Source organism: Moorella sp. E308F, assembly GCF_006538365.1.
Lineage (GTDB): Bacteria > Bacillota > DSM-521 > Neomoorellales > Neomoorellaceae > Neomoorella.
The window spans coordinates 113988-126444 of sequence record NZ_BJKN01000002.1; the positions used below are offsets into that span (position 1 = coordinate 113988).

Sequence of the window (12457 nt, forward strand, 5' to 3'; positions counted from 1 at the left end):
TATAGATAGCAGGGGTTGCAGGGAGGGGGATGGACCATCAAACCTACTGAATTTGAAGCGCTGTTTCAAACCTACTATCCCCGGGTATACCGCCGCCTCTATTATCTCCTGGGAGAGCGGGCGGCAGCCGAGGACTTGACCCAGGAGGTCTTCCTCAAGCTGTACCACCAGCCGCCCCGGGATAAGAGCAACCTCGGTGGGTGGCTCTTGCGGGTGGCCGCCAACCTGGCCTATAACCACCTCCGCGGCGAAGAGCGGCGCCGCCGCCGCGAGGAGGAGCGGGTGCAGGAAACCTCCAGCGTTATACCTCTGGAAGAAGCAGTCATCCGCGACCAGGAAGCCCGGCAGGTCCATATCTGCCTGGCCCAGCTGCCACCCCGGGACCGCCTCTGCCTGCTGTTAAAGAATATAGGTTACAGCTACGCCGAGATTGCTGCGGTTATCCAGGTGGATAAAAATTCAGTGGGAACCATCCTGGCCCGGGCCCGGCGGCATTTCGCCGCCCTGTATAAGGAACTGGAGGGGAGGGACGACCATGTGCCCGGAAGAGGGCATTCTCCAGGCTTATCTTGATGGGGAATTGGATACGGCCATGACAGCTAGGGTGGCCGGCCACTTGGCCGGGTGTGCCGCTTGCCGGCAGCGGCTGGCTGCTTTAGAGGAATTAGCTGCCGGCGTGGCTGCACCCCTGCAGGCCTACCAGCAGGGGACGGAGGCCGTAGCCCGTCTTTTACGGGTGCCCCGGACCGGGCCGGCGGCCTCCCAGTACCAGCCCCTGACTAAACTAAAGGGGATAGGAAACATGCTCCGGCAGCACAAATGGTTTTCCGGTGTGGCCGCGGCCGTCGTGGCCCTGGCCATCTTTTTAAGCTGGGCCCCGGGCCGTAGCCTGGCCGCCCAGTTCCTGAACATCTTCCGCATGGAAAAGATCCAGGTGGTCAAGATCACCCCCGAAGATATGGCCCAGCTGGATAAACTCTTTAACGGCCAGGGGGGCGAGGTGGACATCAGGAACTTCGGCCGGGTGGAGGTCCGGCGGCCGGCAGAGCCGCGGGTTGAGGTAGACCCGGCCCAGGTGGAGGCCCTGAGTGGTATTAAACTGGACCTGCCTGCCACCCTGGCCGGGCGGGCAAGGGCGGCCGTATACATTGAGCAGGCCCCGACCATCACCTTCACCCCCGATGTGGAAAACCTCAACAGCTATCTCCGGAAACACGGCGGCGTCCCGCTGCCTGATGAACTTGCGGGCAAGTCCTTTACCCTGAACATCCCTCCCCTGGTCATAGCCGACTATGGCCAGCCGGGCAAAGGTTTTACCCTCTACGCCGCCCGCGACCTGACCATTGATGCGCCCCAGGGGGTCGACGCGGTAGCCCTGCGCGAGGCCCTGCTGAAGCTACCCTTCCTGCCCGAAAACTTGCGCCGGCAACTGGCGGCCATCAACGACTGGCAGCACACCCTGCCCATCCCGCAGACCCAGGGTATGGCGGCGCGGGAGATCACGGTCAACGGCAACCAGGGGGTATACTTTAGTAACGGTGCCACCAACAGCAGCAATGTTATCCTCGCCTGGCGCCAGGGCAACAGCTGGCGGGCTCTGACCGGCTTGCCCCTGGAAGAGGCCCTGCGGGTAGCGGCGGAGGTCAAATAATGGCCTTAATTGAAGCACGGAATTTGACCAAAATCTATGGCCGGCAAGTAGCCTGCCGGGAGATCTGCCTTTCCGTAGAGGAAGGGCAGATCTTCGGCCTCTTAGGACCCAACGGCGCCGGCAAGAGTACCCTGGTAAAGATGCTGGTGGGCCTGGTCTACCCCACGGCCGGGGAGGCAAAGGTTGCCGGCTACACGCCCCAGGACATCAGGGGCCGGCGCCGGGTGGGTTTTTTACCGGAGAACTTCCGCCTCCACGGCTGGATGAAGGGAGAAGAGCTATTGACCTTTCACGCCCGGCTGGCGGGCCTGGACGGCAGGGCCGCCAGCCGGCGGGCTCATGAAGTCCTGGAACTGGTGGGCTTGAGCGGGGAGGGCCGGAAGCTGGTTGCTAATTACAGTAAAGGCATGCAGCAGCGCCTGGGCCTGGCCGCCGCCCTGGTGGGCGACCCGCGGGTGGTCTTCCTGGACGAGCCCACCTCGGCCCTCGATCCCCTGGGCCGGCGCCAGGTGCGGGAGATCCTCCTGACCCTGAAGGAAGCCGGCAAGACTGTCTTTTTAAACAGCCACCTGTTGAGCGAGGTGGAGCAGGTATGCGATCAGGTGGCCATCATCAACCGGGGTACGGTGGTGGCCGCCGGCCACCTGGCGGAACTGCAGTCCGGCCCAGCGACGGTCGCCATCAGGTTGGCTGGCCTGACGGGAGAACTGGTGGCGGAGCTACGCCGGCTTTACCCCGAACTACAACTGGAAGGTGACCGGCTCACCCTGACCCTGGGTGACCGGGAGGAAATCGCCGATCTGGTGGCCCGGCTGGTGGCCGGGGGCTGTCGCATCTATGAAGTGAGGCCCGGCCATAATTCCCTGGAAGACGTCTTTGTCCACCTGGTGCGGGAGGGGGAGCAGGCATGTGGCTGATGGCCCTCTTTACCTTCCGGGAGGCATGGCGGAAAAAAGTGGCCTTCATCGCCGGCGCCCTCACCCTGGCCTTCCTCATCCTGTACGGCACCGGCCTGCACTTTATTACCAGGGACATGGTGAATACCGCCAATCCCGCCGCCACCGCCGCCAGTTACTTTGCCATGATGCAGACGGTTACCCTTTTTGTCCTGGGGATTTACCTGGCCAGTTTCCTGGCGGCTGGCCTGGCCGTCCTGGCCGCCGTGGGCAGCGTCGCCGGAGAAATCGAAAACGGCACCCTGTACACCCTGGCAGTACGGCCCCTGTCCCGCCGCGACCTGCTCCTGGGCAAATTCCTGGGCCTGGCGGCCATGCTGGTAACCTACGCCGCCCTCTTTTTCCTGGCCCTGGCCGGCCTGGTGTACTGGCAGACAGGCCTGGTCATTCCCGGGCTGGTGCCGGCCCTGGGCCTCTTTATCCTGGAGCCCCTGGTCCTCCTGGCCGTTACCATGCTGGGGACCACCAGGCTAAGTACCCTGGGTAACGGCGTCCTGGCCTTCGCCCTCTACGCCCTGGCCGTAGTCGGGGGTATGATAGAACAGATCGGCGCCCTGGTGGAGAGCACCGCTGCCATTTATACAGGTGTGGTCACCAGCCTCATCCTGCCGGCGGACGCCGTCTACCGGCGGCTGGTGGCGACGGTGGTCGACCGGCTCCCCGTCGGCAACGGCCAGGATATTCCCCGCTTTATCAATCCCCAGTCGATGCTGGGGCCTTTTGGCAGCCAGTCCACCCCCAGCGACTGGATGCTCCTCTATACCCTGGTCTATATCGTCGTTCTGCTGGCGGCGGCAATCTATAGCTTTAAGCGGCGGGATATTTAAGCTCACGGTGCGCTAAACCTTTTTTGCCCTCCAGACTACGACGGGATTAAATTAACAAAAGGCCGCGGCAGGACACCTGCCTGGCAGGCCCTGAGACCCTACGGCCCGCACACCGCCAGGGTTTGGCTTAACTACCTTCACTTGATTGATGCGGCAATCCGGAATATCCTCGTCCTTGGACAATTGGTCGTACCCGGACTTCCGGGTGCCCTATGGCGGCCGGTAGTAAAACCGCTATAGTATTTTTAAAACGGGAAGGTGGTGTCAAGGGGGGTGTGGTATAATAAACTAAAATAGCGTACACGAAAAGGAGTTAAAAGTCATAGGGGGGACCTTGAGTAATGGATATGAACAGCAATCTGGAACGGTTGAAGGCGGAAGTGGCCTCCCTGTCCCGGGAAGAGGCGGCGGAGTTACTGGCCTATATTCAAAGCAAGTTTGACCTGGAAGTGCGCGACTGGTTAGCCGCCGGGAGACGCTTCATTGAACAAAATAAAGGTGCCTTAAAGGATCTGGCCAAATGAAGTATCCCAGCATGGAGGTCGTTCTGGCCCTCTACCAGGAAACCATGGCCAGGACGGGCGGGCTATCCGGCCTGCGGGATCTTGCCCTGCTAGAAGCAGCCCTAGCCCGGCCGCATAGCACCTTTGACGGCAAGGAACTATACCCCACCCTTTTCTTGAAAGCTGCCTGCCTGATGCATAGTCTGATTTTAAATCATGCCTTCGTGGACGGGAATAAGCGCATCGGTGTGGTGCTGGCCGGTACCATGCTGGCTATGAACGGCTACCAGCTGGAGGTAGAGCGTCGGGAAATGGTCTCCTTTACCTTAAGCGTGGCCGAGGGGAAGCGTAGCGTTGAAGAGATCGCTGCCTGGCTGGAGGCACACAGCCGGGCGATTGCCATATAACAGTCCTACTGACAACCAAACCCGGAGGGCTTTGGCTTGTTGGAAAGGTCGGCCTATTTTCTGGCATTACAAATGATGCATTGAAGCTGGCGGGTGTGGTACAATACTAGTGGTACAATACTATACAATACTATGTAATAAAACATGATACCAGCCTATTGATGCGGAAGAGAAGACATCTTCACCCGCCTAAAACAAAAGATAGAGGTGATAAAAATTGTCCTCTCACCGTTTTCTAGTTGTAATCGAGCAAGATGAAGATGGCAAATATATTGCCTCGGTACCATCTCTCCCCGGATGCCACACCCAAGCAGATAACCTTACTGATCTGGAGAAGCGAATTCAAGAGGCAATAAAGCTTTACCTGAATGAGAACGGTCATGTTATTATGGCAGCGGAAAAGTTTATCGGAATTCATCAGGTCGAGGTACAAGCATGACAAAGCTTGCAATTATTTCTGCTGAAGATATGGAACGTATATTAATCCATTTTGGAAGAATATGAGAAATTGAGGCAAAAAGTTCTCTGATATTCGCTAACGCAGCTATATTTTTATAGTTAAAGTCTGAAGATACCGCTTTAACCTTATAAGGCAGCCTTAACCGGCTGCTTTTCTTATTATTTCGCACCCAAAAGAAAGGACCGCGTTGCCGGCGCTTCAACCGGGGTAGTTAACCAGCGGTTTAACTGAATTTACAGGGGCATTATTGACAACCTGCCACAGGTGATCTATTATAGCATTGTATTAACTGTATTATCATAATTAATACAGAAGAAGGAGGTGCCTATGTTACAGCTTGATTACAGGGACCGCCGCCCCCTGCACGAACAGATCAAGGAAAAGATTAAAACGCTGATCATTACCGGGGTGTTGCAACCGGACGAACGGATACCCTCGGTGCGTGAACTGGCCCAGTTGCTGACCGTCAATCCCAACACAATCCAGAAAGCCTACAAAGACCTGGAGGCGGAAGGCTTCATCTACTCCATCCGGGCCAAAGGCAGCTTTGTCACACCCCGGGACCGTTCAGCCCCGCACCCCCGGCTGGAGGAACTGATGCGGGAACTGGAGCGAAACGTGGCCGAATTAATGTATTTGAACGTACCGATGGAACAATTGCTGGATACCATTCGTGCCATCTATAAAAAAGGAGGTCTGAATGAGTGATTGAAGTCAGAAAGCTCAGCAAAAGCTTTGGCAGATTTAAAGCTCTGGAAAATGTCAATATCGATGTCAAAAAAGGTTCCGTTTACGGCTTGCTGGGCCCGAATGGCGCCGGGAAAACCACCCTCATCAAACACCTGGCCGGAGTCTATCGCCAGGATGCGGGGACCATCACCATTGCCGGCCAACCGGTTTATGACAATCCGGCCGTCAAGTCGTTCCTGGTTTACATACCAGATGACCTGTATTTTTTCTCGCAATACAGCATCGAGGAAACAGCCCAATTTTACGCCAGCTTCTACCCGGCTTGGAACTGGGAAAGATACCGGGTTTTAAAACAGGTGTTCTCCATAGACCCCCGGCGCAGAATCACCCGCCTGTCCAAAGGCATGCAGAAACAGGTGGCTTTCTGGCTGGGCATCTGCGTCATGCCCCGGGTGATGATCCTGGATGAACCGGTCGACGGCCTTGACCCGGTAATGCGTAAGAAGGTCTGGAATCTGGTGCTGCAGGACGTCGCCGAACGCGAAACCACGGTGCTAGTTTCCTCCCACAACCTGCGGGAATTGGAGGATGTTTGTGACCACGTTGGCATCCTGTACAACGGCACCATCCTGGTGGAAAAAAATCTTGATGATTTAAAGACAGATATACACAAACTTCAGGTAGCGTTTGCCGGCGAAGTACCTCCAGATCTCCTCCGGTCTGGAACGATCCTGCACCGGGAACAAAACGGGAGCATCCTCCTGCTTGTTGTGAAGGGGGATAAAGAGCAAATCCTGGCCGAGATACGGCGGGCCAACCCGGTCATCCTGGATGTTCTACCACTGACGCTGGAGGAGATCTTCATCTATGAACTGGGGGGAAGCGGTTATGACATTCAGAATGTCCTTATTTAATAAGGGGCTGATGGCCAGTGATCTCAAACGTTTCTGGTGGGTCAGCGCCCTGTACGGCCTGTTCCTGATCTTAATCCTGCCTTTTCACCACATGGTGCAGGATATACCTGCCAGTAACAGGTGGGCCAGGGAAATGCTGCAAAGATCGCTGGACATTTTCTCCGGCCAGAGCGGAATGCAGGCCATTCTAATCTGCACCGTGCCCATCATCCTGGCGGTGCTGCTTTTCCAGTATTTGCATAACAGCCGGGCGGTGGCGGTGATGCACAGCCTGCCATTCAATCGCTACACCCTTTTCTGCAGCCACAGCGTCGCGGGGCTGGTGCTGCTGCTCCTGCCCGTTACGGTCACCGGGCTGGTATTGGCGGTCCTGAATATGACTACTCCCTTAAAGGAGTATTATTCCCTGCTGGATATTCTCCGGTGGATGGGCATGACGGCCCTATTTGACACCCTGTTATTCGCGATTACCGTTTTTGTGGGTATGTTCACGGGCAATGCCATTGCCCATATCGCCTTTACCTATATCCTGCAGGTCCTGCCCATAGGGTTATATGTTCTTCTGACGGAAAACCTCCGCCACTTGATTTACGGCTACGCCAGCCTCAACCATCCCGGCGACCTGCGGTACAACTTTCCTTTGATGATGTTTACCAGCGGTACCGGGAGCGATCTTTTTACCGCCGGAACCGTAGCGGTGTATCTCCTGGTCGCCGCCTTGTTCTTTGTTGCCGCCGCCTGTGTCTACAAGTTAAGGCACGCGGAAGCGGCTGGTGATGTCATCGCCTTTACAATCATGCGGCCGGTTTTTAAGTACGGCGTAACCGTTTGTGCGATGCTCCTGGCGGGAGCGTACTTTGCCAATGTATACAGGGGCGCTTTTCCTATTATTGTTTGGGGGTACGTACTGGGTTCCCTATTGGGCTACTTTACGGCCGAATCCCTGCTGCAGAAATCTTTGAAGGTCTGGTCGTCGTACAGGGGTTATCTGGGATATATCGCGATCATTGTGGTGCTGCTGCTCGGGATTGTCACCGACGCCACCGGCTATGTGCATCGCGTCCCCGAACCGGAAAAGGTGAAGAAAGTCTACTTTGGTACCAATATTAACGCGTGGATACACCTGGAAAAACTGAAAGATATAAAAGATCAAGGCATCAAGTACGAGGGCGCCATCTTCTTTGAAAACAGGGACAACATCAAGCATATCACCCGCCTGCACCGTCAATTGCTGCAGAACCCCCGCGATAAAAAAGGGGTACCCCGCTATATTATCTATACCCTGAAGGACGGTGGTTACTTAGTCCGCCAGTATTATATCGACGAAAAACAATATGCTTCCCTGCTCAAACCCATCTACGAATCCCTGGAATATAAACAGGCCAGGTTCCCGGTGGTGGCCCAGGACCCGGCTGAAATTAAATTGATCGAAATCGACGATGATCGCACCCCCAAAAGAGCGGTTATCCTGACTGACAGGGTGGAGATCGGGGAGTTTGCGGTCCGGTTGCAACAGGATGTGCTGAACACTACCTTTGAAGAACTCGTCGCCAGGACGGATGATTATGTGCACATCAATATTGAGGACGTTAACGGGAGATCCGTGCATTATACCCTCCGCGACGGCTACAGGTCGGTTATCAACTGGCTCAAAGAAAAAGGGTATTATGAGAGTATCATGCTGCTGCCGGATGAAGTCGAATATGCCGTCCTGGAATATCCTTTACCCCCGGAGGCCTCGAAGACCGGTTCGGCATCCAGGCGGGTTGAAATCAGGGAGCGCCGGTTAATCGAGGAATTGCTCAGTATAAACGGACCGGATGACTTCACCGACCGTGACAAAACCATCAGTGTGATATTTTCCGGGAGGGCAACCACGGGCCCCTTCGAGTTCCACCGCTTTATCCACCGGGACTGGCCGGTTTCGGCGGCATTAAAAGAATACATGCAACAGCTGGATTAGCACCGGTCCTACCGGTTTCCTGAGGAAATGGGTAGACATATAAAGAGGCTCCTGGCTGGCAGGAAGCAGGGTTGTCAACAATATACCTTGGACAAAAGGCCTCGTCTCTGGTAAATTAGGGATGAGGCTTTTTGATATCGTACAAGGGGGATTACCATTGAGTCTTTTCAGCAAGCTTAAAGACGGTTTAAAAAAGACGCGGCAGAATTTCACTCAACGGCTGGGCACCTTGCTAGTTGGCAGCAGCCGCCTGGATGACGATTTCTTTGACGAACTGGAAGAAATATTATTGACGGCCGATGTTGGCGCCAGGACCAGCATGGAACTGGTGGAACGTTTGCGCCAGGAGGTTAAGGCCCGCAAGGTAACAGACCCGGCCGCGGTAGGTACTTTTTTGCAAGAAGAAGTTACCCGGCTACTGGGAGAAGAGGTGCCCCGTTTAAACAGGGCGCCGTCACCGCCGACGGTGATCTTGGTGGTAGGTGTCAACGGCGCCGGTAAGACGACCACCATCGGCAAGCTGGCTTATCGTTTAAAACAGGAAGGTAAAAAGGTCATCCTGGCGGCAGCCGACACTTTCCGGGCTGCCGCCGGCGAGCAGCTGGCCGTATGGGCCGAACGGGCCGGGGCTGAACTGATCCGCCACCAGGCCGGGGCCGATCCGGGCGCAGTAGTTTACGATGCTTTACAAGCGGCCCGCAACCGCCGCGCCGACGTGGTGCTGGTGGATACGGCCGGCCGCCTGCAAACCAAAGTTAATCTGATGGATGAGCTAAAAAAAATTCGCCGCGTTATTGAACGGGAACTGCCGGGGGCGCCCCATGAGGTGCTCCTGGTCCTGGACGCCACCACCGGCCAGAATGCCCTGTCCCAGGCCAGGCTCTTTAGTGAGGCGGTGGGAGTTACTGGTATCGTGTTAACCAAGCTCGACGGCACGGCCAAGGGCGGGGTGGTTTTGGCTATTGCCGCCGAAATGGGCATTCCGGTCAAGCTGGTGGGCCTGGGCGAAGGCCTGGATGATCTGAAGGAATTTCAACCCCGGGACTTTGCTGCTGCCTTATTCAGCGGCCTGTCTGGGGAAAAGGAGGAATAACCCTTGGGCAAAATTTTAATCAAAGATTGTGCCATCGTCCCCATTAGCAGCCCGGTAATTGAAAAGGGCGTCATTGCCATCGACGACGACCGCCTTCATTATGTCGGACCGACAGGAGGCTTACCAGCCGACTGGCAGCCGGATACTGTTATCGAGGCCGGCGATAAGGTGGCCCTCCCAGGCCTGGTCAATGCCCACACCCACGCGGCCATGACCCTGCTGCGGAGCTACGCCGACGATCTTCCCCTGAAACAGTGGCTGGAAGAAAAGATCTGGCCCCGGGAGGATAAACTTACCCGGGAGGACATTTACTGGGGCGCCAAGCTGGCCTTGCTGGAAATGATTCGCTCCGGCACCACCACCTTTGCTGATATGTATTTCCAAATGGACGCCGTGGCCGAAGCCGTTGTCGAGGCCGGCCTGCGGGCCTGCCTCAGCCAGGGCCTCATTGGCCTTCAGGACGGGCAGGGAAAACGCCTGGCCGCCGGTGTCAGCCTGGTGAAAGAGTGGCATGGCGCCGGTGACGGCCGCGTGACCACCATGCTGGGCCCCCATGCCCCCTATACCTGCCCCCCGGATTACCTGACGAAAGTGGCCAAGACGGCGGCCGGACTGGGGGTGGGTATACATATTCACCTGGCGGAAACGAAGGGAGAGGTAGAAGATATTCAGGCCCGTTACGGGGCCACTCCGGTAGCCCTGATCGAAAAATTGGGCCTGTTCGACCTGCCGGTCCTGGCCGCCCACTGCGTCCACCTGACCACAGAAGATATTTCTATCCTGGCAGAAAAAAAGGTTGGTGTCGCCCACTGTCCGGAGAGCAACCTGAAGCTGGCCAGCGGGGTGGCGCCGGTGGCGGCGATGCTGGCTGCCGGTGTCAATGTGGCCATCGGCACCGACGGCGCCGCCAGCAACAACAACCTGGATATGGTGGCCGAAATGCGTACCTGTGCCCTGCTGGCCAAAGGGATAAGCGGTGATCCCACCGTAGTTCCCGCTCACCAGGCCCTGGTTATGGCCACCTTGAACGGTGCCCGGGCCCTGGGCCTGGAAAAGGACATCGGCACCCTGGAGACCGGGAAAAAAGCCGATCTGATCCTGGTAAACAAGCACCAGCCCCACTTAATGCCGCCCCATAATGTAGAAGCCAACCTGGTTTATGCCGCCCGCGGGAGCGATGTGGATACGGTAATCGTTAACGGGAAAATTCTCATGGCCGCCGGGGAAGTAAAGACCCTGGACGCCGGGGAAATTTACGCCCAGGTAATGAAACGGGCCGGTAGAGGGTAAAAAAATTCCACCTCCTTCCACGCCTACGGGGTTAGCTGCCGGGTGCGGACCAAGGATGGCCCTACCGCGGTGACCCGCGGATTAACCCCCTGGAAATGGTTCCCCCGTTTTCCACCGAGGAAATTCGGCGATCTGGTGGAAGAAAGGATGGAATTGATGGCATTTTTATCGTAGCATGAAGGTCCTATTTTGTTAACATAAAACTTAATGGTAAAACCCAATGGTTTTTCCAGGACCAATTTCAGGTTTCCTTGATTTCAATATGGGGGGAGTAACCTGTGGAGTACCGCCAGCTGGGTAAAACGGGGATGAAGGTTTCCGAGCTATGTTTCGGCGCTCTGCCCATGGGGCCGCGCCAGAAAAACCTCGACATTGACACCTGCACCAGGATTATCAAAAGAGCCCTGGACGGAGGGGTTAATTTCATCGATACGGCGCAAATTTATGAGACCTACGAGCCTATCCGGCGGGCTATTCACGCCTACGGCGGTGAAGTGATTATCGCCACCAAGTCCGCAGCTGTCACCTATGAGGATATGGAGCGGGCTATCCAGGAGGCCCGGGAGAAGCTCCAGCTGGATTATATCCATATTTTCCACCTGCATGCGGCCCGGGCAACGGAGCATATTTTCGAAGAAAGGGCGGGCGCCTGGCGCTGCCTCCTCGATGCCCGGGAGAAAGGGCTTATCGGGGCCGTTGGTATTGCTACCCACGGCGTGGCGGCGGTGCGGAAAGCGGCCGCCGAAAAAGAAATAGATGTTATCTTTCCCCTGGTAAATATCAAGGGCATGGGCATCATCGACGGCAGCCGCGCAGACATGCTGGCCGCCATCTCGACAGCCGTGGCTGCCGGCAAGGGGATTTACCTGATGAAGGCCCTGGCCGGGGGGAACCTCTTGGACAACTACCAGGAGGCCATGGCCTTTGCCCGCCAGGTACCGGGTATTGCCGCCGTCGCCGTAGGTATGGTCAGCGAGGCAGAGGTGGATTACAACCTGCGCTTTTTTAACGGCGAGGACCCGGGGAAAATAGAGATTGCCGCCAAAGAGTTTACCGTGGTGGAGACCGTCTGCAGCGGCGACGGCGCCTGTCTTAAGGCCTGCACCAACGACGCTATAACCTTAGTTAACGGTAAAGCCAGGATCGACCGCGGCAAATGCCTTCTCTGCGGCTACTGCACCGAGGTGTGCCCGCAGTTTGCCATCAGGATGATCTAGTGTCAAAGCCCTGCCCTTGACACCTCCGGGAATGTGCCCTATAATTCTTATCGGTGGTGCTTATGCTTGACCAGCTGGCCCGGGTGGCGCGTCTGTACGATTTTTACGGCCCCCTTCTTACCCCCAAGCAGAGGCAGTGGCTGGAACTCCACTACCACCACGACCTTTCCCTGGGAGAGATAGCTGATGAAGAAGGGATCAGCCGCCAGGCTGTCTACGACGGCCTGCATAGGGCGATCAAAGCCCTGGAGGATTATGAAGCCCGCCTGGGTTACCTGCAGCGGGAACTCACCCTGCGGGAACAGCTGGCAGCAGCTATCAGGCACCTGGAAAACTACCGCCATGGTGGCGGGGAAGGGGAGCTGGCTGAAGCTTCCCGCATCCTTGAGCGGCTCCTGGAACTGCCGGAGGGCAGTGCGGGGAAGAATTAAACTGGCGCAGATTTAAATGTAGCAGATTTATATGTAATTGTTCCCAATACGGGGG

General features: G+C 56.6%; 14 protein-coding genes and 1 riboswitch. All 14 genes read left to right on the top strand.

What is annotated here, in order from left to right:
* Positions 1 to 15: 15 nt before the first annotated feature.
* The 14 genes from E308F_RS06980 (at position 16) to ylxM (ending at position 12402) form a co-directional block, all read left to right on the top strand.
* Positions 16 to 573 carry an RNA polymerase sigma factor SigX gene (locus E308F_RS06980; RefSeq protein WP_253256364.1) on the top strand — a complete coding sequence of 186 codons (558 nt, stop codon included), beginning with the start codon at positions 16 to 18 and terminating at the stop codon, positions 571 to 573.
* Positions 536 to 1651, top strand: coding sequence for an anti-sigma factor family protein (locus tag E308F_RS06985; RefSeq protein WP_141264242.1), 1116 nt, complete (start codon positions 536 to 538; stop codon positions 1649 to 1651). The genes E308F_RS06980 and E308F_RS06985 overlap by 38 nt, the downstream gene beginning before the upstream one ends.
* Positions 1651 to 2568 carry an ABC transporter ATP-binding protein gene (locus tag E308F_RS06990; protein ID WP_141264243.1) on the top strand — a complete coding sequence of 306 codons (918 nt, stop codon included), beginning with the start codon at positions 1651 to 1653 and terminating at the stop codon, positions 2566 to 2568. Before E308F_RS06985 ends, E308F_RS06990 begins: the two co-directional genes overlap by 1 nt.
* Positions 2559 to 3434 carry an ABC transporter permease gene (locus E308F_RS06995; RefSeq protein WP_141264244.1) on the top strand — a complete coding sequence of 292 codons (876 nt, stop codon included), beginning with the start codon at positions 2559 to 2561 and terminating at the stop codon, positions 3432 to 3434. Before E308F_RS06990 ends, E308F_RS06995 begins: the two co-directional genes overlap by 10 nt.
* A 341-nt stretch (positions 3435 to 3775) precedes the next feature.
* Complete coding sequence (locus E308F_RS07000; protein WP_141264245.1) at positions 3776 to 3958, top strand: hypothetical protein; 183 nt, start codon at positions 3776 to 3778, stop codon at positions 3956 to 3958.
* The gene (locus E308F_RS07005; protein WP_141264246.1) at positions 3955 to 4344 is read left to right on the top strand and encodes a type II toxin-antitoxin system death-on-curing family toxin; all 390 of its coding nucleotides are present in this window, start codon (positions 3955 to 3957) and stop codon (positions 4342 to 4344) included. Before E308F_RS07000 ends, E308F_RS07005 begins: the two co-directional genes overlap by 4 nt.
* A gap of 217 nt (positions 4345 to 4561) precedes the next feature.
* Positions 4562 to 4783 (top strand): type II toxin-antitoxin system HicB family antitoxin, encoded by a 222-nt coding sequence (locus tag E308F_RS07010; RefSeq protein WP_141264247.1) that lies wholly within the window; start codon positions 4562 to 4564, stop codon positions 4781 to 4783.
* A gap of 348 nt (positions 4784 to 5131) precedes the next feature.
* Positions 5132 to 5512: a GntR family transcriptional regulator gene (locus E308F_RS07015; RefSeq protein ID WP_141264248.1), complete on the top strand. Its 381-nt coding sequence runs from the start codon at positions 5132 to 5134 to the stop codon at positions 5510 to 5512.
* A complete protein-coding gene (locus E308F_RS07020) occupies positions 5509 to 6408 on the top strand; it encodes an ABC transporter ATP-binding protein (protein WP_141264249.1) in 900 nt (299 codons plus the stop codon). The genes E308F_RS07015 and E308F_RS07020 overlap by 4 nt, the downstream gene beginning before the upstream one ends.
* Entirely contained in the window at positions 6383 to 8371 is a 1989-nt protein-coding gene (locus E308F_RS07025; RefSeq protein WP_141264250.1) for a DUF6449 domain-containing protein, read from the top strand. Before E308F_RS07020 ends, E308F_RS07025 begins: the two co-directional genes overlap by 26 nt.
* A 157-nt stretch (positions 8372 to 8528) precedes the next feature.
* The gene (gene ftsY / locus E308F_RS07030; RefSeq protein WP_141264251.1) at positions 8529 to 9464 is read left to right on the top strand and encodes a signal recognition particle-docking protein FtsY; all 936 of its coding nucleotides are present in this window, start codon (positions 8529 to 8531) and stop codon (positions 9462 to 9464) included.
* Between the two features lie 3 nt (positions 9465 to 9467).
* Positions 9468 to 10754 carry an amidohydrolase gene (locus E308F_RS07035; protein ID WP_141264252.1) on the top strand — a complete coding sequence of 429 codons (1287 nt, stop codon included), beginning with the start codon at positions 9468 to 9470 and terminating at the stop codon, positions 10752 to 10754.
* Between the two features lie 5 nt (positions 10755 to 10759).
* Positions 10760 to 10894, bottom strand: a riboswitch (cyclic di-AMP (ydaO/yuaA leader).
* Between the two features lie 138 nt (positions 10895 to 11032).
* The gene (locus E308F_RS07040; protein ID WP_141264253.1) at positions 11033 to 11971 is read left to right on the top strand and encodes an aldo/keto reductase; all 939 of its coding nucleotides are present in this window, start codon (positions 11033 to 11035) and stop codon (positions 11969 to 11971) included.
* Between the two features lie 62 nt (positions 11972 to 12033).
* Entirely contained in the window at positions 12034 to 12402 is a 369-nt protein-coding gene (gene ylxM, locus E308F_RS07045) for a YlxM family DNA-binding protein (protein ID WP_141264254.1), read from the top strand.
* Positions 12403 to 12457 lie beyond the last annotated feature (55 nt).